The 19,121-nt window shown below is 63.3% G+C and carries 20 protein-coding genes; 9 read left to right on the plus strand and 11 right to left on the minus strand.

Annotation, left to right across the window (positions count from 1 at the left end):
- The first annotated feature begins 6 nt into the window (after positions 1 to 6).
- Positions 7 to 1,194 carry an AI-2E family transporter gene (locus tag GGQ64_RS05555; protein ID WP_246422361.1) on the plus strand — a complete coding sequence of 396 codons (1,188 nt, stop codon included), beginning with the start codon at positions 7 to 9 and terminating at the stop codon, positions 1,192 to 1,194.
- Positions 1,195 to 1,249: 55 nt separating this feature from the next.
- Here the strand turns inward: GGQ64_RS05555 and GGQ64_RS05560 are convergent, their stop codons facing one another.
- The 5 genes from GGQ64_RS05560 to GGQ64_RS05580 form a co-directional block, all read right to left on the minus strand.
- Positions 1,250 to 2,278 carry a DUF2955 domain-containing protein gene (locus GGQ64_RS05560; RefSeq protein ID WP_183800295.1) on the minus strand — a complete coding sequence of 343 codons (1,029 nt, stop codon included), beginning with the start codon at positions 2,276 to 2,278 and terminating at the stop codon, positions 1,250 to 1,252.
- The gene (locus GGQ64_RS05565; RefSeq protein WP_183800298.1) at positions 2,268 to 3,371 is read right to left on the minus strand and encodes an HlyD family secretion protein; all 1,104 of its coding nucleotides are present in this window, start codon (positions 3,369 to 3,371) and stop codon (positions 2,268 to 2,270) included. Before GGQ64_RS05565 ends, GGQ64_RS05560 begins: the two co-directional genes overlap by 11 nt.
- A gap of 162 nt (positions 3,372 to 3,533) precedes the next feature.
- Entirely contained in the window at positions 3,534 to 4,340 is an 807-nt protein-coding gene (locus tag GGQ64_RS05570; RefSeq protein ID WP_183800301.1) for a CYTH domain-containing protein, read from the minus strand.
- A 63-nt stretch (positions 4,341 to 4,403) separates the two neighbouring features.
- Positions 4,404 to 5,897 (minus strand): Ppx/GppA phosphatase family protein, encoded by a 1,494-nt coding sequence (locus tag GGQ64_RS05575; RefSeq protein WP_183800304.1) that lies wholly within the window; start codon positions 5,895 to 5,897, stop codon positions 4,404 to 4,406.
- A 131-nt stretch (positions 5,898 to 6,028) separates the two neighbouring features.
- Positions 6,029 to 7,723, minus strand: coding sequence for a SulP family inorganic anion transporter (locus GGQ64_RS05580; RefSeq protein WP_183800307.1), 1,695 nt, complete (start codon positions 7,721 to 7,723; stop codon positions 6,029 to 6,031).
- A 566-nt stretch (positions 7,724 to 8,289) separates the two neighbouring features.
- Between GGQ64_RS05580 and GGQ64_RS05585 the strand changes: the two genes are divergently transcribed.
- Positions 8,290 to 9,393: a DUF2092 domain-containing protein gene (locus GGQ64_RS05585; protein WP_246422363.1), complete on the plus strand. Its 1,104-nt coding sequence runs from the start codon at positions 8,290 to 8,292 to the stop codon at positions 9,391 to 9,393.
- Positions 9,390 to 9,602, plus strand: a complete 213-nt coding sequence (locus GGQ64_RS27750) for a hypothetical protein (protein ID WP_246422365.1) — start codon at positions 9,390 to 9,392, stop codon at positions 9,600 to 9,602. Before GGQ64_RS05585 ends, GGQ64_RS27750 begins: the two co-directional genes overlap by 4 nt.
- Before the next feature lie 418 nt (positions 9,603 to 10,020).
- Here GGQ64_RS27750 and GGQ64_RS28285 read toward each other — a convergent pair whose 3' ends face one another.
- From GGQ64_RS28285 to GGQ64_RS05600, 3 genes are all read right to left on the minus strand, one after another.
- A complete protein-coding gene (locus GGQ64_RS28285) occupies positions 10,021 to 10,362 on the minus strand; it encodes a recombinase family protein (RefSeq protein WP_183800893.1) in 342 nt (113 codons plus the stop codon).
- Positions 10,314 to 10,811 carry a hypothetical protein gene (locus GGQ64_RS05595; protein ID WP_183800314.1) on the minus strand — a complete coding sequence of 166 codons (498 nt, stop codon included), beginning with the start codon at positions 10,809 to 10,811 and terminating at the stop codon, positions 10,314 to 10,316. Before GGQ64_RS05595 ends, GGQ64_RS28285 begins: the two co-directional genes overlap by 49 nt.
- A gap of 270 nt (positions 10,812 to 11,081) precedes the next feature.
- Positions 11,082 to 11,696 carry a hypothetical protein gene (locus GGQ64_RS05600; protein WP_183800318.1) on the minus strand — a complete coding sequence of 205 codons (615 nt, stop codon included), beginning with the start codon at positions 11,694 to 11,696 and terminating at the stop codon, positions 11,082 to 11,084.
- 778 nt (positions 11,697 to 12,474) lie between these two features.
- On the opposite strand from GGQ64_RS05600, the gene GGQ64_RS05605 reads away from it, so the two are divergent.
- The 3 genes from GGQ64_RS05605 to GGQ64_RS05615 all read left to right on the plus strand — a co-directional run bounded on the left by GGQ64_RS05605 (position 12,475) and on the right by GGQ64_RS05615 (position 14,684).
- A complete protein-coding gene (locus GGQ64_RS05605) occupies positions 12,475 to 12,936 on the plus strand; it encodes a MarR family winged helix-turn-helix transcriptional regulator (RefSeq protein WP_183800321.1) in 462 nt (153 codons plus the stop codon).
- A 192-nt stretch (positions 12,937 to 13,128) separates the two neighbouring features.
- A complete protein-coding gene (locus tag GGQ64_RS05610) occupies positions 13,129 to 13,533 on the plus strand; it encodes a DUF1398 domain-containing protein (protein WP_183800324.1) in 405 nt (134 codons plus the stop codon).
- Positions 13,534 to 13,688: 155 nt separating this feature from the next.
- Positions 13,689 to 14,684: an HAD family hydrolase gene (locus GGQ64_RS05615; RefSeq protein WP_183800327.1), complete on the plus strand. Its 996-nt coding sequence runs from the start codon at positions 13,689 to 13,691 to the stop codon at positions 14,682 to 14,684.
- 118 nt (positions 14,685 to 14,802) lie between these two features.
- Here the strand turns inward: GGQ64_RS05615 and GGQ64_RS05620 are convergent, their stop codons facing one another.
- From GGQ64_RS05620 to GGQ64_RS05630, 3 genes are all read right to left on the minus strand, one after another.
- Positions 14,803 to 15,129, minus strand: a complete 327-nt coding sequence (locus GGQ64_RS05620; RefSeq protein WP_246422367.1) for a sunset domain-containing protein — start codon at positions 15,127 to 15,129, stop codon at positions 14,803 to 14,805.
- Positions 15,130 to 15,259: 130 nt separating this feature from the next.
- Positions 15,260 to 16,015 carry a class I SAM-dependent methyltransferase gene (locus GGQ64_RS05625; protein WP_183800330.1) on the minus strand — a complete coding sequence of 252 codons (756 nt, stop codon included), beginning with the start codon at positions 16,013 to 16,015 and terminating at the stop codon, positions 15,260 to 15,262.
- A gap of 124 nt (positions 16,016 to 16,139) precedes the next feature.
- A complete protein-coding gene (locus GGQ64_RS05630) occupies positions 16,140 to 16,487 on the minus strand; it encodes a hypothetical protein (RefSeq protein WP_183800333.1) in 348 nt (115 codons plus the stop codon).
- A 299-nt stretch (positions 16,488 to 16,786) separates the two neighbouring features.
- On the opposite strand from GGQ64_RS05630, the gene GGQ64_RS05635 reads away from it, so the two are divergent.
- From GGQ64_RS05635 to GGQ64_RS05645, 3 genes are all read left to right on the plus strand, one after another.
- Positions 16,787 to 17,245 (plus strand): YbaK/EbsC family protein, encoded by a 459-nt coding sequence (locus tag GGQ64_RS05635; protein WP_183800336.1) that lies wholly within the window; start codon positions 16,787 to 16,789, stop codon positions 17,243 to 17,245.
- 88 nt (positions 17,246 to 17,333) lie between these two features.
- Complete coding sequence (locus GGQ64_RS05640; RefSeq protein ID WP_183800339.1) at positions 17,334 to 18,512, plus strand: DUF3095 domain-containing protein; 1,179 nt, start codon at positions 17,334 to 17,336, stop codon at positions 18,510 to 18,512.
- A 236-nt stretch (positions 18,513 to 18,748) separates the two neighbouring features.
- Entirely contained in the window at positions 18,749 to 19,069 is a 321-nt protein-coding gene (locus GGQ64_RS05645; RefSeq protein ID WP_183800342.1) for a hypothetical protein, read from the plus strand.
- Positions 19,070 to 19,121 lie beyond the last annotated feature (52 nt).

The raw sequence follows: 19,121 nt of genomic DNA on the forward strand, positions 1-19,121 counted from the left end.
CATGAAATGCGCCTCTGGGAGAACGTGAACCGACTTGCCCAACGATGGCGCCTGTTCCTTGCCGGGAGGGTCTTCGGCTTCTGGTTCAATTCGGGGGGTGATGTCATGCAAGAGGTGCATAGTGATGGGGGTCAACGCCAGCATGTCGTAGAGACCGCCTTGGCATTGTTGCTGATGTCCCTGTTGATTGCCGCATCTTTCTGGGTGTTGCTGCCCTTTGTCGGCATCCTGACCTATGCGGTGATCCTGTCCATCGCCACCGCGGGGCTGTTTGATCGATTGGTCGAACTGCTGGACGGGAGACGAAAGCTCGCAGCCGTGATTTTCGGCGTCGTCACCGCGGCCATCACCATCGTGCCGCTGATCTATCTCTGCTCATCCATTGCCAGCTATCTGAGTGTCGCCGAGGCATGGCTCAGGGAGGCCGGTACGCGCGGTATCCCCAACCTTCCCGGTTGGCTTACGGGACTTCCGCTGGTCGGCGACGACGTGGCGGCGTTCTGGCAGAACCTGCAGCGCGATGGCCTGGTGTTGCTTGAGCGATACCAGCCGCAACTCGCGGCGATAGGAAAGTGGCTCCTGGCTCTGGGGGCAGGCCTCTTGTTCGCTGTCCTTGAAATTTTCGCGGGTGTGATCGTGGCCGCGATATTTCATGCCTCGCGCGACCGCGTGCTGGGGTACATCACCGCCATCCTCGAGCACATCGTCGGGCCGAGCGGAAGAGAAGACCTGGCTGCTGCGGGGAAGGCCATACAGGGCGTAGCAGTCGGCGTCGTTGGAACCGCCGTGCTCGAGGGGGTGCTGGCCTGGATCGGTTTCGCAGTCGCAGGCGTTCCAGGAGCCGTTGCGTTGGCCGCAGCGACGTTCTTCCTGGCCGTCATCCAAATCGGGCCCTTGCTGGTTTGGGTGCCGGTGGCAATCTGGCTGGGTGCCGAGGGGCAAACCGGTTGGGCAATTTTCATGGTCGTATGGGGGATTGTTGCGCTGATGGGGACCGACACCTTCGTCAAGCCCATGCTGATTGCGCGCAGCGGCGAGCTACCGATGCTCGTGCTCTTCATCGGCGTCATCGGCGGACTGGCTGCCTGGGGTTTTACCGGCATGTTCATCGGTGCGACGACGCTCGCCGTGCTCTGGACCGTGTTGCAGCTTTGGCTTGGCGCAAAAGGAAAACGGTCGGCCCCGGCCGCCTGAGTACGTCCTGCAAGTTTCCGGGGAGGGCAAACGGAACCTCCGAGACCCGCGCTCGTCAACTGGCTTGGCGTTCTCGCGTTTCCGACCTTGGCCAAAGCAATACGGCCAACAGCAGCGCATAGATCAAGGCCGCACCAACAAAGACGATGCGGGTCGCGAAAGATTCGGCAGCGCTGCCGGGCACCGGTGATACGCCGAGCCCGAACAGGATCAGGAACGTCGTCAGCGCGCCTGCGAACATCTTGGCGTCTTTCGAAGCGGCAGCGGCGCGTCCGCCAAGGATCAGCGTTACCGCCAGCACGATGAGGAAGATCGAAAACAGGCTGGGGCGCAGCGTAAGGATGGAGTAGGCGACGGACGCCAAGATCCCTCCTGACAGATTGACGATCACCAGCCCGATAGCCACGCGGCCGCTCGCAGAGAGATCGAGTTGGCCGAGCAGCGAGGCGACGGTGATGGGAATCACGAGCGCTGCGGACAGTTGATCGTTGATCAGGCAGGCCGCGACCGCCACCAGCAGGATTGCCGTATTCGCCAGTGCCCGCCGGTAAGAAGGCGACCGGACGGTAGCCGACGTCGCCACGGCGCGCGTCGAAGGCGGCTCCGGGATCACCGCATGGGCCAGCCACATCAGAAGCGTGCCGCCGAGAATGCCGGTCACGAGGATCGAAAGGATCGAATTCGCAAGGTCCTTGTTCAGGATCCCGATCAGTGGAACCATGATTGCGACCACCTGTACAAGAAAGATCGCGGGACCACCTTTGCCCGACAACTGCGCCACGAAGCAGAAGAAGTAGATCAGCCCCAAGAGGATCAGGAAGGTCGCATGGCGATCGCCGAACAGGTTGGTCAGCACCATCATGCCGACACCCGTGAAAAAGATCAGCAAGGCCGCCCCCAGTGTCTTGCCCAGCGGCATCGGGGCGGTGCTGCCCAACAGGAACTGTGCGGCAAACATGGGCACGAGGAACGGCACGATCGCACCCATTGCCACGGCGGCGGTGAAGCCCATAGAGACTGCAAACGCTACCCGCAGTCCCTTTCGACGCTGCTCGGCAAGAGGATTGTGGCGATCAGCCCACATAGGTCAGCACTGACACGATGCGGATCCAAAGCCAGCCCCAGGCATTGGTTATCGGATGATCCCCGGTGTAGATGACGACGTTCGCCTGTGAGCCATAGCGGATCCCTTGAGGACGCTCCCCGTCCAGAACCAACCTGACGGGAAAGCGCTGCGCCTCCCTGACCCAGCCGGTGTCGTTTCGGATCGTCGGCAGTCCTGTCCCCGGATCGGTCCCCTCCTGCGATACGCCGGCGCCGATGCTTTCGACCCTGGCAGGAAAGAGCCGTCCGGGCAGTGCATCGAAAAGAACCTCCGCCCGGTTGCCGATGGCGACATTCTCCAGGCTGTTCTCCTTGAAGGCGGCATTGATCCAGAACGTTCCGATATCTATGAACGTCATCGCCGGCTGGCCCGCCGTGACGACCTTGCCGATCGAGAGCTGCAGATTGGTGATGGCGCCCGCTGACGGCGCGCGGACGGTCGTGCGCAACAGATCGAGCCGGGCGAGTTCCAGTGCCGCGAGCGCCTCGCGAATCTGCGGATTGTCCTGGCCGGCTGGACCAAGCTCCTCCCTGGCTTTGGCAAGTTCCGCCTCCGCCCCCGAAACCGACGCCTCGGCCTGATCGTAAGCGGTCTTGGTCGCATCGTACCGGGCCTCGGGGTACACCCCCTGCCTCACCAGTCCGCTCGCCCGGGCCACCTCGTCGCGCATATGGTCGCGTTCCGCCTGTGCCTGCACCAGCTTGGCCTGCGCGGAATCGACAGCTGCGGTCGACGCACCGATGCTTTGGCCTACGCTCTCCAGCGCGGCTTCTGCATCCTCAACGGCGAGCTCGAATTGATCAGGATCGATGCGGAAAAGGACCTGGTTGGCTTCCACCCACGAATTGTCGGAAACGTTGACCTCGATTACCTGTCCCGTCACTTCAGCCGCGATGCCCACGACATAGGCCTGGGCCTGCGCCTGGGACGTGGAAGGCGTCCGTCTTTCCATGAAGACGGACAGCACGAAGAGGACGAGTGCCAGGAGGACGATGATGAGTGCTGTCCTGCGCAACGGATTGCGATTAGCGGCGACAGCATCGGCCTGATCTGAAAGCGGCTTCGAATCCACGGCTGCTTCCTTCAAATGACACTGTTCTTAGAGCCCGCGGCGCTTCGGCGCGGCGTTCGCATATTATACCTTGCCAGAAGAGAGGTGATGCGAATAGGGGGGCGGGTACCGCGGCCTGCTTTGTCTTTTCGGGTCGCGCAGACGCCTTCACGCGCCGGCATGTCATCCTTTCTTTTCCGGCGGGATCTCCCTGCTGAAAAACTCGAGTGCGCTCCTCGTTTTCGTCTCGTCGCTCGGCTCGGCCGCGACGCCGCACTTGCCCAGGAAGGCCCGGAATTCCACAGCCACCTGAAAGGCCTCGTCGGGTCTGCATTTCGTCGAGATCTCGAAGATGCGGGATCCGTCCGGGTAGAGCCATAGTTCGACCGTCACCCGGCGATTGAAGTCCTTCGGCTGATATTTTATGCGGAGAAGGTAGGTCGGTCCCAGCGCCACAAGGGAGTCCAGCGTGATGCCCACAGGAGCGTGTGCCTGGTAGAAGGCGCGCTGTTCTCGGGAAAACAGCGGCTCGAGCGGCGATCGGCCTTCCGTGACATCGAGCACCTCCTGGCCCGTGCATACGCCCTTGTAGGAGGCCGAACAGACGTACCCACCCGGCATGGCGTCGAGTTCTATCTTGAAGCCCGGCACGCGGCGGAGCTCGGGATCGATCGTTTCCGGATCGACGGGGCGGAGCTTGACGACGGTATCCCCACCGCCGCCCTGGATTCTCCGGGCGCGCACGACCACGCCTGCCTTGTTCAGCGCGAGGTCGGGCGTATCGAAGAAATAGGCCTGCCTCGGTTCGGCCTCGACCGGGTCGAAGCGGAGTCCCTTGACCGCCGCGCGATGGCCCATGTCGGGAACCATCAGCTTGAGCTCGACGCTGGTCGACCCCTTCAGGAGTTCCAGCACCTTGAGCGCATCCTCGCCCGACATGGTCGTCGCTTTAGTGGTTTGAGGCGATTCTACTGTCTTGAGGGTAGCCATCTTGTCCCCCTGGGTATCCGGTAATGTCCATCACCTGACTTGCCGACGCCTATTTGCCTTCGCCTAAGTCCCGAACCGTTCCACCATCAGGCCATGACGCAGGCCGCGGTCGCTGACCGTAAGCGTGGCCTTTCCAAGCTTCTGCATGACCCTGCGAACGATCAGGGCACCCGCGAGTATGACCTCCGCCCGGTTCGCCTGCAGTCCGGTGATGGTTCGCCTGGCGTTGGCATCGCGAGATCGGTAGAGGTCGATTTGCCGGTCGATCTCGGCACTGTCGAGGACAGTGCCCTGCACGACGTCGGGGTCATACGTGGCAAGGCCATGCTTGACCGCCGTGAGGTTGGTTATCGCGCCGCCCATGCCCACGAGCGCGTCCGGAGAGCGGCGCCCGTCGAGGCGCTGGAGATCCGCTGAGATCGCCGACATTGCCTCGCGCAGCACCTCGTCTGATACGGCGCCGTCCAGCCCGAACCGGTCGGTGTAGCGCGCGGCGCCGACGTCGATGCTGAAGCGCTCGTCGATCGTGCCCCCTTTCCCGAAGGTGAACTGGGAACTGCCGCCGCCGGTGTCGAAGACGACGAGCGAGCCCGCCGTCGATCCCAGCGCGGCCGTCGTGGCCAGATAGGCCAGCCGTGCCTCTTCCTCGCCCGAAATGACCTCGATCGTAAGGCCGGTGCGCGCGCGAACCGCGGTGACGACGTCGGCCGTGTTGGCGGCGATCCTCAGTCCGGCGGTACCGACTGCTGCGATCGCCCGCACACCCATCCGTCGGGCCTCCTCCGCCATCTTGGCAATCGCGGCCGCCGTCCGCTCGAGCGGCGCATCGCCGATCCGGCCGGTTTCCGAAAGCCCCTCGCCAAGGCGGGTGACGTCAGCGCGATCGGCAAGGGTGCGCCACCTGCCGTCCGGATCGCGGGCGGCCGCATGGAATTTCACCGAGTTGGTCCCGACGTCGACCACGGCATAACTCTCCGGCGCACCGTCGATCAGGGCCGCCAGGGCGCGGGGATAGCTTACATTGGTGTAGCCGCCGAGCCCCAGTCCCTCCACGGCCCGGACGACAGCGCCGCCGTCCTCGGATTCCACCGCGATCGTTCGGGTGGCCTTTCCGTTCGCAATGACATCCGAGAGCTCGGACGTGCAGCCGCCGATCACGTATCGTACCCGCCGCTTGTGGACCTTTACGACCCGCAGCCCGCTGTCCTGGCCTGCGAATGTATCGAGGAACGCGTCGAGCGTATAACCCTCGCGCAAGGATCCAGGCGCGGGCTGATGAAGCGCGCTAAGAACCGCCGCGGTGTCGGCGGCAGCCAGCGGAAATCCCCTCTTGAGCACCGGCTCCCACTGTTCCAGCCCTTCCGGGCTCACCACCCGCAGGACCTTCAGGTCCATCAGGCCGTCGCGCACCTTCACGTTCTCGCCGCCGGGAGCGAGCAGATAGATTTCATCGCTCTCCTGAACGCCGGTCGAATCCATTTGCGCAAGCTGCTCGTCAGCCAACCCAAAGCGGCTCCCGAAGGACCGCCATTCCCAGCGCGGCATGATCTTGGACATGGAAGAACGCCTCCAATGCAGTTTGGACCGGAGTATCATGAAATGATACTCTCCCCGGTTCGAGGTGTAGAGTCCCAGACGCGCGTCAAGCCACGATTCCCGAGCACAGATAGTGACGGTCTGGAGACGTCTCAGTGGTCCATAGGTGTCGCGGTTGGCCCTTCAGCGGCGCCGTATGTTTCCAGGTATCTATGTATTCCCACTCGTGCATTGGCGAGTATTCGGTCCGCGCCCAGCCGGTCTTCAAACCCGGATGCGCGTAAATAGTCCGCCACGTCCGGATTCAGGCCGGCGAGCCAGACGGTCACGCCTTCTTCTGCCAGGCGACGCTCCCCCTCGATCATCACCTGCAGCGCCGAGTACTCGATATCGAAGACGCGGCTGAGATCGAGGATGAGCACCCGCGGTTTGTTTTGAGTCACGACCTCCCGGATTCGCTCGCTGACCTGCTCTGCATTAGCGAAGAACAACCTGCCTTCGGGCCGCAGCACCACAAGCCCCTCGAAGGTCTCGTCACCCGGGTGATCGGAAGACAGAGGTCGCAGGATATCCTCCCCCCGCATGCGACCGATCACGTGCACGCGCGGGTGGGCGGCCTGACTGGCGAGGCCGAGTAGCGAGAGCGCGATCGCGACGACAATGCCCTGAAGAGTGCCGAAGACAAGCACGCCGAGGAACGCGGCAATGGCCCAGTGGAATTCCATTCGACGGGTCTTGCGGATCGCGGCGAATTCCATCGGCTTGATCAGGCCGATGGAATAGACGATCACGATGGCGGCGAGTACCGCCTGCGGCAAAAGCCCCAGCAGCGGGGCCAAAACCAGCATCGTCGCCGCGGAGACGGCTGCCGTGACGAGCGACGCCTTTTGCGTTCGCCCACCCACCGCGCGCACCACCGCCGTCTGCGATGTTCCGCCACCGGCCGGCATGGCGCCAAAGAAGGCGCCGGACAGGTTGGCGGCACCGGTGGCCAGAAGCTCGCGATCGCCCTTGATTGGCGGCTCGCCAGGAAGGGCGAAAGCACGTCCGGCGGCAATTGTCTCGGTAAAGCTCATCAGCGCGATGCCCAGTGCGCCGGGCAGGAGTTGCACCGCGAGGTCGAGTGTTGGCAGTGTAATCGACGGCAGCCCCCGTGGAATGAAACCGACGGTGGCAACCCCTGCGGCGCCGAGCCCCAAAAGCCAGGACATGGCGATCCCGCCAGCAACAACCGCAAGCGGAGCCGGCGAATGCGGCAGCGCCCGCTCCAGGAGCAGAAGCAGAACTAAGGCGGCAATACCAACGACCAGCGTCATCGCCGAGGCCTCGGGGAGGTGCCCGGCAATGCTCAGGACGTCGCGAAAGAAACCTTCCTTCGCGATGTGGATCCCAAGCAGCTTCGGCACCTGGTCGAACACGATGACGAGCCCGATCCCAGCTTTGAAGCCCGTCAGTACGGGCAGTGAGATGAAGTTGGCCACGAACCCGAGATGCAAGACCGAGGCCAGGATAAGAATACCTCCGGTGAGGGCTGCGAGCGTCGCCGTAGCGACAATCAGCCCCTGGGCATCTCCGTCCGGCACAGCCATGCCGAGGTCCGCACCTACGAGGATCGCCAGTGTCGCAGTGGAGCTTACATTCAGCACCCGCGACGTGCCGAGCAGCGCATAGACGATCATCGGAACGAAGGCGGTGTAGAGCCCGGCAGCCACCGGCAATCCCGCAACGGTCGCATATGCCATCGCTTTCGGCAGCACGACGGCGGCGGCGGTCAAGCCTGCGACGAGATCCGGGCGTATCCCGGCATTGCTCCCGCTTTCCGACTTGTCGGAGCCAGCAAGTGGCATTTCATCTCTCCATGTCAGGCGAAGCCGTGTGAAGCATTCTTGCGCTTGTCAGGGAACAAGTCGATGCGCCAGCGCAAGTGCCGCAGGGCGAGCCAGTTAGAATTGCATTTTCAGCACTCCGGACGGTGTCTGCGGGCCTTCATCTCCTTCAGGCCGGGGAGGATTTTCACTCTCTCGCCGCCGGGGCGAGCAGGCAGAGTTCATAACCCCCGTCGAACCCATTCGTGCAAGCTTCACGGCAGCCAATCCAAAGTGGGCGATAGTGCGGTCCCTGCCAAATAAACACGAAAATTAAAGTGCTGTTTGTCTCCAGGCGTGCTATGTTTATATTCTAATATTCGCGCTGATTATAGCATTGAACGTGTATTGTAATTTAATCCCCAGTAAAAAGTGGAAGGATTGTTGCGATGTTAAGCACACTCACGAACACGCTTGAGCTCAAAAAAATCATAAGCTTCGGGCGGGTTTCTAGTAGAGACAGATCAATTCGCAGCTGTTTCCTACGCGAAATATTCGCGGTGGCTGTCCTTTCTGCCGTCGCAACTACCCCCTCGTGGGCCCAGGGCATGGACGACCCGAGCACGCAGTACAGCAAGGAAGCCATGCAGCAGGCGCTTGAGACCAGGCAGCAGTACGATGTCCATGGCCTGCGCTTCGACACCGACAAGTCGACTCTTCAGCCGGGCGCGGAACCGCTTCTCGATGACATAGCGACGGCGCTGAAGAATTTCCCCGATTGGAGCTTGAGAATTGTCGGCCATACCGATGCGAGCGGCAGTGCGGAAACCAACGAACGTCTTTCCCTTGAGCGTGCCGACACGATCAAGGTGGCGCTGGTTGACCGAGGGATCGACCCTGACAGGTTGATGGCGGGCGGCGCTGGGCAGGATCGGCCGATCGCCAGCAATGAGACAGAGGAAGGAAAAGCCCTCAACCGTCGCGTCGAACTCCTGCGGGTGACCAACTCGCCCGAAGCCAGGAAACTGCTCAAGGCCATGTCCGACTATCTGGCAGCCCAGAAGGCCCTATCGTTCAGTTATGATGCCAATCTCCAGGTCGTCACCAACACCGAACAAAAACTTGGGCTGGCAAGTTCGGGCACCGTGATCCTCAGTCGGCCCGACAAGGTGCACACGACACGTTCTGGCGGGTTTGTCGAGAGCGAAGCCTTGTTTGACGGAAAGATGCTCACGCTCGTTGGAAAGAACGTCAACAAGTACACGCAAGTCGAAATGCCCGGCACGGTCGATCAGCTGATAGACGAGCTGAAGGACAAGCACGGACTGCCCTTGCCGGCCGCCGACTTGCTGATGACCAACGCATATGACGAACTGATGCAGGGTGTCTACGATTCAAAGGACCTGGGAAGCGGCGTGGTCAATGGCCACGAGTGCGATTCTCTTGCCTTCCGCAAGGACGATGTGGATTTCCAGATCTGGGTCGCCCACGGCGAACAGCCATTCCCTTGCCGTTTGGCCATTACCTCCAGGGAGGTCAAGGGTGCGCCGGAATACACGGTTCAGATCAGAGACTGGAAGTCCGGCGACGCGGTCATGCTGGATGATTTCTCTTTCAAGAACCCGACAAATGCCGAAAAGATCGATGTGAACGACCTCAAGCAGAACCTCAGCGAATTGCCGGGGAACCTCGTCCTGGGAGATGGAAAATGAACGTCTATAAGCGCACGGGAATAGTTTGGCTCGCTGTGGCGGCCGCACTTTGCATCGGTGATATGGCGAGCGACGCGCCAAGCATATTGCTCCCCAGCTTCGTCTCTCCTGCCGCTGCCGTAGTCGGCCGACCGCTGACGCCGGTCAGCGTGGCCGGTGTCGCCCGACGGACGACAAGGCGTTGCGCCGCCGGCGTCTACAATTGTTAGGCGACCCCACGGGTGCGCATTAGGGGATAGTTGGGGATAACGGTTGGCGTCAAATTCCATGGGCGGCGCGGCGATGGGGAATATGTTGCCGCCGCAGCCCAAACGCCAAAGAGATTGCAAGTCTCCAAGCCACCAGGCCCCCGCAACCACCGAAACTTGTAAATTCGACCATTCTCCCCTCCTAACATCAAGCTCCTCCGCGTAAGCGTCGAGGAGCTTTTTGCGTTTGACCTCTGTATCGAGCTCGCCGGCGGCAGCGCGCATCTCAAAATCATGCGCGCGGAGAAGCTTCATCCGTTGTTCGAGGATGGTCGAGGCCGCCATCGCAGCCAGGATCGATGCGATCTGTCCATGGACTTCCAGTGATGCTGGCTGATGGCCGGGCGTCTTGCCGATCACGACTTTCTGATCCCGCTTCCTAGCTCGTGCCAGCAGGGCCTGAATACCGGGAGCTCGTGCCGCTCACCGCATGGTCGGTAAAGACATCAATCAGCTTCCACCCGCGGCTCTCGATGAAATCGCGGCCGAGTTCGATCTGCGTTTCGATCGATACTTCGTTCTGCCGTTCGGTGGAATAACGGGCATAGAAAGGACGTTTTTGAGCATGATAGCTCCACTCGGAACGGTGGTGGCAAAACCTAAACAGAGAATCTGGCTTTCCAGGCCGGTGGACGAATCCTGCCGCCCGCGGGCCTGGCAGTTGGCGAACTGTTATGTTGCCGATCCCGGCGGATCGTAGGTGAACCAGTCGCTGTGCCAGTTCTGTCCATCGAAGCCCTGATAGCCGAGGCCAGGACTATACCAGCCTGTGACTTCCCGGGAGATGGGCCTGTCTTCGGGGAAGGGGGCGTCGACCTCTTCCACCGTCTTGTTCCATGTCCGGAAGGTGAACACATGGGTTCCGACGGCCTTGACGGAGCTGCCTTGGCGTTTGCGGTAGCGGGCTCCGGGCATGACATAGACGTGCAGGCAGATCTCGCCCTGTTCGTTGAAAGTCTTGCCGGGCGACTGTCCATGGGGATTGAGCGCCTGGATCGCCACGCGCAGCGCGAAGGTCTCGATCCTTTCGCAGAATTCCGCCGGCAACGCGAAGGACCGTAGGATGTGGCCTGTGTCATCATCGATGGCGATCATCATCTTGCCGCTTTCAGTCTCGTGCTGGCGGCAGGCTTCCTGCATGGCGGCGATCATCCGTTTCTGGCTCTTCATGCCGTAACGGTTTGCGAGTGAACTGGGCGTCGCCGCCGGCGAAATCATACCCGCGCGGATATCGCGCAGCATGCGGCGGCCGAGACGTGTCGATGACTAGCTCATCAGGCTGGTCCGCAGGGTCGGCCAGGTTTTGTACGCGGTTTCGTTGCCCTTGCCTGCGGCGGCGATGTTCCGGTTTTGTGACATTGGATACTCTTCAATGGTCGTGGATGAGGGGGATTTGAAGTGGCCGGCACGTCCATCTGTCGTCGCCGGCCTGATTGCACTTTATTTGCGGGGAATGTCGGCCATGGCGGCGGACCGCCCCGTGACGACAAACACCCGTTTGACGCGCTTGCTGCGTCTGGGAGCGTCGTCGGCGTCGACGACCTGGCCCTCGGTAAAGGTGTCGCAGAACAGCCAGCCGCTGACTGCGACGTAATGCCGGGTGACGCAGACGATGGTCGGATGGCTGCGCAGCAACCCCTGTCGGCTCTCAAGAAAAGCGGCCAGCGTCGGGTTGCCGGGCACGGTCTGCCAGTGGCCGTGGAAGCCGAGCGAGCGCATGGCGTGTTCGACCTCGCGATCTCTCGTGCCCATGATCGGTGGCGAGCGCGGCCTGTCTCTCCAATGGCTACCGAAGCGGGCGAGGCGGAAGCAGTCCCGTACGAGCGAGACCGGCGCGCCGGTGATGGCTGCCACGGCCGTCGGGCCGCACCAGGCCCTCGAGCGTGTGTCGTTGATGACGGTGAAGAGCTTGCCGGGTTCGAGTACCGGTACGCCCGATGGGACGGGGAGGGGCGGCAAGGGCGCCAGGGCCACGGCTGCCGGGCGGACGCCGCCCTGGGGAAGATCCGGCAAGACCTCCGTGGCGAGGGAGGATGCTGGGATGCGAATGGACATGCGTCATGCTCCTTTGGTTGCACATCGTTTTGTTCGGGATGTCGGGAAAAAACGATGACGGGACCGTGGGAGCCGGTATTTACCGTCGCTAGCTCTCTGACGGCAGGTCGGTTGTTCCCAAGCGCTCACAACCGCTTGGGACGACACTGTCGTTCCTTAAACGTGGGGTGGTTTTGGCGCACGGGCAAGCGTGCGATACAAAAATGACCACGGGTGTGTAGCATGGTTAATTAGTGGCCTTCGTCAGTGTCGTTAATCGGAGGGAATCCGATGTGTATCGAGGTGCAAGACCATTCAGATGGGTTTGCCGCGCCTTGGAAAAAAATTGAAGCACGTCATGCGCGGGTCACGACGATGCATGTTGATTTACGCTTGCGCGATTCCTGACGCGGGATTGCCGATTCCCTTCTACCGTCTGGCGATTCCGGGACAAATGATGTTTGCGGCAACGGCGTTTGCGACAGGCTCGATGCCCATTCTTAGCAGCAAAGCGGTATTGGTTTACGAGCGCTCGCTTTCAAATTTCCCCGGACTGTCGTTCCGGAATGTCGTACAAGACTGTCGTACACACATATTAGGTGATCATGATTTGTTAACCTTCTCAAAGGCTTGAAAAAAGGCTGATTCCTTAGCTGGGAATCCTGGCGCCCCAGCCACTATGTCCGCTCTCCCTCCAATCCGCCGCCAATTTCCCTCCTTTGCCTCCGATCGATCTTTCTAGTTGACTAGGAAACAATCCCCGTATACTTTCCAAGTCAACTATAAAGATCGATCGGCCATGGACGAAACACCACCCGTATCCTCCCTCGAATCCCACCTGGGCTACTGGCTTCGGGCGGTCTCCAACAATGTCTCGCAAGGTTTCGCGCGCAAGCTCGAGGACGAGGGGGTGACGGTGGCGGAGTGGGTGTTCATGCGCATGCTCTTTGATTTCGAGACGGTTTCGCCGTCCGAACTCGCAGAGGCGATGGGCATGACGCGGGGGGCGATCTCGAAGCTTGCCGACCGGCTCGTCGCCAAGGACCTGGTCGAGCGCCGCGCGAGCCTTGCCGACAAGCGCGCCCAGACGCTCGCCTTGAAGCCTGCGGGTCGGGCGCGGGTGCCGGTGCTGGCGGCACTTGCCGACGGCAACGACAGGGAGTTCTTCGGCGTGCTCGAAGAGGAGGAGCGCGGCGAGCTCGACAGGCTCCTGAGGAAGATCGTCTCCAAGCGGGGGCTGGCGGCGGTCACGACCGACTAAGGCATGTGGCGCAAAAGCGTGCCGCGGTTTTGTGACTGCAACATGCGCAAGAACAAGGCCCGAGGCGCGGCAGTGAATTTGAGCGATCGCGAAATGCGTTGGGCGCCGTGGCAGCGGCATGCGACGTGCGTCAGCGGCCGTGGCGCCGGGGCGAACGGACAACAACACACACCGAAAGAGAAGGAGTGCGCCATGGACGCGCATCTAAAGACTGTTGCCGAGAAATGCCTCTCGGCCTCCTATGCCGGCACGATGGCCTTCCCCGAAATCGTCGGCACGCTGATGGCCGCCGGCTTCGAGGGATACCTCGTCGACTACCGGCGCGCCACCAACACCTACTATCTCCCCGACGGCGACAGCGTCGTCCTCGACAACGAGCCCTCCGACGGCAAGGTCGCCGCCGGGTTCAACGCCGCCGGCGTCGAGGCGGAGGTGCGGCGGGCGCAGGCGAACGGGCCGGACTACACCTACAAGGGCTTCTGCCAGAGCGCGAAGGCACATGGATGCGCCGGCTACATCGTCTCCTTCTCCGGTCGCCGCGTCGTCTATTTCGGCCGGACGGCCGAGACCCATGTCGAGCATTTTCCCGACCAATAGGACCGGTGCGGTGCGGGCGTTCGGGCGTTCCCTCGGCCGCGTTACAGGCAGTGTGCGGCGCAGCATGCATTGGCGCCGCGGGACTGGTAGAGTGGTCGCCGCGGCGTGGGGGCCTGGGGTTGCACCGGGCTGCCAGCGACCGCCGGAGGAGAGCCATGTCCCGTGTCCTGCGCGTGCTTTTTTTCATCATCCTCGTTCTTCCGGTAACGGTTCTGGCCCAACAGGTTCTGGCCCAGGAACTGCCCTCCTGGAACGACGGCGCGAGACGGCAGGCGATCGTCGATTTCGTCAAGCGCGTCACCACCGAGGGCGGTCCCGATTATGTGGCGCAGGCCGAGCGCATCGCTGTGTTCGACAACGACGGCACGCTGTGGTCGGAGCAGCCGTTCTATTTCCAGCTCGGCTTCATCATAGACCGCGTCAAGGCCCTGGCGCCGGAGCATCCCGAATGGCAGCAGAAAGAGCCGTTCCGCTCGATCCTCGCCGGCGATCTCGCAGCCATCGCCGACAGCGGCCAGAAGGGCCTCGTCGAGCTTGGGATGGTAACCCATGCCGGCATGACGACCGAGGCGTTCGAGACGATCGTCACCAACTGGTTCGCCACCGCCCGCCATCCGAAGACCGGCAGGCTCTATGATGAGATGACGTTCGTGCCGATGGTCGAACTGCTCGAATACCTGCGCGCCAACGGCTTCAAGACCTATATCGTCTCCGGCGGCGGCATCGAGTTCATGCGGCCGATGACCGAGGGCGCCTACGGCGTTCCGCCCGAACAGGTGGTCGGCAGCTCGATCGTGACGGAGTACAAGGAGGTCGACGGCAAGCCGATGCTGGAGCGGCTGCCGAAGATCGACTTCATCGATGACGGCCCGGGTAAGCCGGTCGGCATCAACACCTTCATCGGCCGGCGTCCGATCTTCGCCGCCGGCAATTCCGACGGCGACTACGAGATGCTGCGCTGGGTGACGAGCGGCAGCCGGCCATCGCTCGGCATCATCGTCCACCACACCGATGCCGTCCGCGAATATGCCTATGATCGGAAATCGCATTTCGGCAGGCTGGACAAGGCGCTGGACGAGGCCGGCGAGCGCGGCTGGCAGGTGGTCGACATGAAGGCGGACTGGAAGAAGATCTATCCCTTCGACCCGTGATTAGGCACGCTCTCGAGCTTTGTCCGGTCGGCCGGGAGTGGATCGGCCATGCGCCGACGCGCCGCGACATTACGCGCGACAAGGGCAGGGGACCCGGCGGCCATGCCTGGAGCTGGCCTCAGCGCAGCGCCCTGTGCCAGCCCGCGGCCACCGCCTGCTCCTCGCTGCAGAACCAGCGCTCGCCGTCCGCGGGGTGGATGCGGATCGCGCCGTAGCGGTCCTGTCCCGGCAGGTAGTAGGCGCGGCTGCCGTCGACGAGGTCGATATTGCCCTTGATCTGGCAATCGGCCACGGCCGCGCCGAAGGCGGCGACCAGCCCGGCGCCGCTCAGCATGTCGAAGATGAAGAACACGAGCCCGACACAGATCAGGCCCGGAATGGCTGACACAAGCGGCAGGCCGCGACGTCGGTCGCCCTGCCTATGCTCGGCAAATTTCGGGTGCATCATACGCCCTCCAGCATGGCGCCATGATCGCGCCCGCGCGTTGCCGTCGACTTAAGAAACGCTCTTATTGCAGAATGAAATGATATTCTAAAATTTTAACGATCGGTTAGCGGGGGCCGGAATTGCAGGTCTATCGGCCGCTCGCGGCAAGGCCGCCGATCGGAATGATCTCGGGCGCGCCCGGATGCCAGTCCCCGCCCTGCCAGTCGCCCGCCCAGCGCCGCACCTCCAGTCCGCTTTCGGCCAGCAGGGCTTCGATCCTGTCCTTGCTTGTAAACAGGATCTGCGATGTTGCCTGCAGGTGCCGACCGTCGGCTGCGACGAGATAGTGCGTCTCGTAGGTGACGATGCCGGTCGCAGGATCGTGCGCCATGTCGTTCCACGCCTTCACTGGTCCGAGCCGGTCGTGGACGAGTTCGCGCCCGGAGGCCTGCGGCACCCATTCCTCCCATTCGCGGACGGCGGGGTTGCGGCTGTCGAAGACGAAGCGGCCGGTAGGCGACAGGTGGGCTGCGATGGTGGCGAGCACGGCGCGCTGGTCGGCTTGCGTGAGGAAGACCTGGAAGGCGTGGCCGGTCATGACGATCAGGTCAAACGTCTCGCCGAGCCGGATCGTGCGCGCGTCGCCCTCGACGAAACGCGCGGCCGCAGCACCCGGCTTGCCCCGGGCGATGTCGAGCATGGCCGTGGCCGGATCGACGCCGACGACGCGGCGCCCGCCGGCAAGCGAGAGCGCGAGTTCGCCCGTGCCGCAGCCGAGGTCCAGCACCGATCCGGCATCGGCCGCAAGGGAACGGCAGGTGTCGAGGTCGGAGCCCCAGCCGTTCTCCAGGTCGTAGAAAGCGGCCAGGTCTGCGTCGTCGAAGAGGCGATCGAAGGCGGGCATGCGATGTCTCCTCTTGTCCGCTCTCTCTTCATGCTTCATGCCCCGGCCGCGCCTCCTCGATCCGGGCGCCGGGAAAGAAGGAAGGCCGGGGAGCGCACGGCCTTGCGATCGATCAGGCCTTCGATCAGGCCTTGGGAGCCGCGTCCAGCACCCGTTCGCAGTGCGAGGGGCCGCCCTTCGGGTCCTTGCGGTCGACGACGGTGCGGATCTTGCGGATCCGGTAGTCCTCGCTGACGCCGAGCTCCACCTGGCAGGCCCTGCGGTTGATGTAGCCGCCGCGCCAGGCATAGAGCGTCATGCCGTTCGCGCCGGCGACGTCGTTGACCGGCGGGCCGTAGGCGGCGAAGAACTCGCCGGCGGTGCGGCCGATCCAGCGGCTCTCGAGCGGCGTGGTCGGCGCTGACGGCGCGACGGAGGTGCAACCGGTTACGGCAAGCGCGAGGCCTGCCAGGAGGGCGAAGCGGAAGGTCATGGCCAAATCCTTGGGCGTTGTGCGGGCGAAGGCTCTTGGGAGCAGTCCGTGCTAGCGCAGGCCATGGCCTTGGGGGAATCGCTTCTTGCGCCGTCGCCGCTTGTCCACCTCACCGCGCCTTGAAGTCTGGCCGAATTGCAACACTTTGGCGACGGACCGCGGGAGCTGCGACGATAAAGCATGTCGCGCAAAAGTGTGCTGCGGTTTTGCGACTACGACATGCGCAAGATCACAGGCAACCGCCCGCGCAGGTTGCCGGCGCTTGCCTCGGCGGTCGGGCCCCGGTATCCATGGACGCCATGACACTCGAATCCGTCCGCAAGTTCTTTCAGGCGCATGCGCCCGAGATCGAAATCCTCCAGACCGAGGAAAGCTCTGCGACCGTGGCGCTCGCCGCCGCGGCCCATGGCGTGGCGCCCGAACAGATCGCCAAGACCATCTGCCTGCGCGTCGGCGAGGAGACGATGCTGATCGTCGCCAGCGGCACCGCCCGCCTCGACAATCGCAAGTTCAAGGATCGCTTCGGCGGCAAGGCGCGCATGCTCGATGCCGAACAGGTGGTGGACGTCACCAGTCATCCCGTGGGCGGCGTCTGCCCGTTCGGCCTTCCCTCCGTGATCCCGATCTATTGCGACGTCTCGTTGAAGCCCTTCGACGAGGTCGTGCCCGCCGCCGGCGCCACCAACGCCGCCGTCCGCATCCCCACCGAGAAGATGGTGCAGCTGGTAGGCGGCACTTGGGTCGATGTCTGCCAGTGACGGGCGAGGAGTGACGGGCGAGGCCTGAAACATTTGTCCGGAACGGCGCGTAAGCCATTCCGCATCCACCTATGATAAGCTGGTTCCCATGGCCGACGGCAGCAGCGACGATTTCTTTCGCAACCTCCCGAGCTTTTCGGATTTCGAGGACGTGGCGGATGCGCGCAACTATCATCCGCTGCCGGATGGCTGGGTGCTGGTCCTGGCCGACATCGTCGATTCCACCGGCGCGATCGAGGCGGGCCGCTACAAGGCCGTCAACATGGCCGGCGCCAGCGTCATTTCCGGCGTCCTGAACGCGACCGGCCGCCACGACCTGCCCTATGCCTTCGGCGGCGACGGCGCCATGGTCGCAGTCCCGCCTTCGCTGGCCGGGGCTGCAAGGAGCGGGCTGTCGGCGGTCCAGCGCTGGTCGCTGGAGGAGCTCGGCTTTGTCATGCGTGGCGCAGTCGTGCCGGTTTCCACGATCCGGGATGCGGGTCAGGACGTGCTGGTGGCACGCTACGCGGCGAGCGACCTCGTCTCCTACGCGATGTTTGCCGGCGGCGGCGCGGCCTGGGCCGAGCGGCGCATGAAGGCTGGCCTGGAGACCAACCCGATGGCGCCGCCCGGCACCCGGCCCGAACTCGTCGGCCTGTCCTGCCGCTGGAACCCGATTTCCGCCCGCAACGGCGAGATCGTGTCGATCATCGCCGTTCCCGCCGAAGGTGCCTCCGAGGACGCCTTCCGCGCCCTGATCGCCGACGTCGTGGCACTTGCCGCGCGCCAAAAGCGCGGCGGTCGGCCGGTGGAAGTGGAAGGCCTCGAGCTCGGCATCAGCCGCGCGTCCCTCGACATGGAGGCGAGGGCGGCCGTGCCGCCGGGGCGGCGCTGGCGGCGCAAGCTCTTCATCGCCCTGCAATATGTGCTGATGCGGGTGCTGACCGTGTTCGGCCTGACCCTCGGCCGCTTCGACCCGCGCCGCTACCGTGACGATATCGTCGCCAATTCCGATTTCCGCAAGTTCGACGACGGCCTGAAGATGACGCTCGATCTCGAGCCACAGCGGATCGAGGCCATAGAGGCGCGGCTGGAGGAGGCGCGTCTCGCCGGCATCTGCCATTTCGGCCTGCACCGGCAGGCGTCCGCGCTGATGACCTGCGTCGTGCCCACGCCGCTCGCGCGCGACCACGTCCATTTCATCGACGGCGCGGCCGGCGGCTATGCGCTCGCAGCAAGCCGGCTGAAGAACGCGATGCGACTGGATGCCGCCGCGGCCGCCAGATAGGCGCCCGCTCGCCCCTCGCGCGCCACAGCACCTGCGCTCGTCCACACCCCCGCCTCGAAAAAAGGCGTCCGCCGCCGCAGCCGGGCGCGATCTTGCCAATATCCGCAAGCATTCTGGCGAAGGTCGCCCGAATTCAGGATCCGGTTTCGGGAAAGGCACCAGGGCGCGACGGGCGCAGGCCAGCCGCTTCAACGTGCCGCAAGCGGCCGGAGACCGGGCCGGAGGAGGAGGGACGCATGCGACTGGTACGCCCTGTTCTTGTGTTCGTTGTCGTGGTGGGCGGCACCGTGGCCTCCGGAAACCCGCGGCCCGCCAGGGCGCACAGCTTCTACGATCTGGAATGTTGTTCCAACCGCGATTGCATGCCCGTCCCCGACGAGGAGATCATGGCGACGAAGGAGGGCTGGCGGGTGCGCACCACCGGCGAGGTCATCGGCTACGACAGCTGGCCGATCAAGCACTCCCCCGACGGCCGCTTTCATCGCTGCGCCGGGCTCGGCAATTTCGGCCCCAAGGGAAGGACGCAGTGTCTTTATGTGCCGGATTTCGGTCAATGATCGGTGACGGCGATTGAAGACCCGCGCGACTGCCCCACCTCTTCTACAGCAT

The sequence above is a fragment of the Mycoplana azooxidifex genome (genome assembly GCF_014196765.1).
In the GTDB taxonomy this organism is placed as follows: Bacteria; Pseudomonadota; Alphaproteobacteria; order Rhizobiales; family Rhizobiaceae; genus Mycoplana; species Mycoplana azooxidifex.

Bases quoted from the DNA above. Each gene is read 5' to 3' on its own strand.
- GGQ64_RS05645 (WP_183800342.1), top strand. From the start codon at position 18,749: ATGCGACTGGTACGCCCTGTTCTTGTGTTCGTTGTCGTGGTGGGCGGC.
- GGQ64_RS05575 (WP_183800304.1), bottom strand. From the start codon at position 5,897: ATGTCCAAGATCATGCCGCGCTGGGAATGGCGGTCCTTCGGGAGCCGC.
- GGQ64_RS05630 (WP_183800333.1), bottom strand. From the start codon at position 16,487: ATGACCTTCCGCTTCGCCCTCCTGGCAGGCCTCGCGCTTGCCGTAACC.
- GGQ64_RS05620 (WP_246422367.1), bottom strand. From the start codon at position 15,129: ATGCACCCGAAATTTGCCGAGCATAGGCAGGGCGACCGACGTCGCGGC.
- GGQ64_RS05595 (WP_183800314.1), bottom strand. From the start codon at position 10,811: ATGAAGAGCCAGAAACGGATGATCGCCGCCATGCAGGAAGCCTGCCGC.
- GGQ64_RS27750 (WP_246422365.1), top strand. From the start codon at position 9,390: ATGAACGTCTATAAGCGCACGGGAATAGTTTGGCTCGCTGTGGCGGCC.
- GGQ64_RS05580 (WP_183800307.1), bottom strand. From the start codon at position 7,723: ATGCCACTTGCTGGCTCCGACAAGTCGGAAAGCGGGAGCAATGCCGGG.
- GGQ64_RS05605 (WP_183800321.1), top strand. From the start codon at position 12,475: ATGGACGAAACACCACCCGTATCCTCCCTCGAATCCCACCTGGGCTAC.
- GGQ64_RS05640 (WP_183800339.1), top strand. From the start codon at position 17,334: ATGGCCGACGGCAGCAGCGACGATTTCTTTCGCAACCTCCCGAGCTTT.
- GGQ64_RS05615 (WP_183800327.1), top strand. From the start codon at position 13,689: ATGTCCCGTGTCCTGCGCGTGCTTTTTTTCATCATCCTCGTTCTTCCG.
- GGQ64_RS05570 (WP_183800301.1), bottom strand. From the start codon at position 4,340: ATGGCTACCCTCAAGACAGTAGAATCGCCTCAAACCACTAAAGCGACG.
- GGQ64_RS05600 (WP_183800318.1), bottom strand. From the start codon at position 11,696: ATGTCCATTCGCATCCCAGCATCCTCCCTCGCCACGGAGGTCTTGCCG.
- GGQ64_RS05555 (WP_246422361.1), top strand. From the start codon at position 7: ATGCGCCTCTGGGAGAACGTGAACCGACTTGCCCAACGATGGCGCCTG.
- GGQ64_RS05610 (WP_183800324.1), top strand. From the start codon at position 13,129: ATGGACGCGCATCTAAAGACTGTTGCCGAGAAATGCCTCTCGGCCTCC.
- GGQ64_RS05635 (WP_183800336.1), top strand. From the start codon at position 16,787: ATGACACTCGAATCCGTCCGCAAGTTCTTTCAGGCGCATGCGCCCGAG.
- GGQ64_RS05585 (WP_246422363.1), top strand. From the start codon at position 8,290: ATGGACGACCCGAGCACGCAGTACAGCAAGGAAGCCATGCAGCAGGCG.
- GGQ64_RS05560 (WP_183800295.1), bottom strand. From the start codon at position 2,278: ATGTGGGCTGATCGCCACAATCCTCTTGCCGAGCAGCGTCGAAAGGGA.
- GGQ64_RS05625 (WP_183800330.1), bottom strand. From the start codon at position 16,015: ATGCCCGCCTTCGATCGCCTCTTCGACGACGCAGACCTGGCCGCTTTC.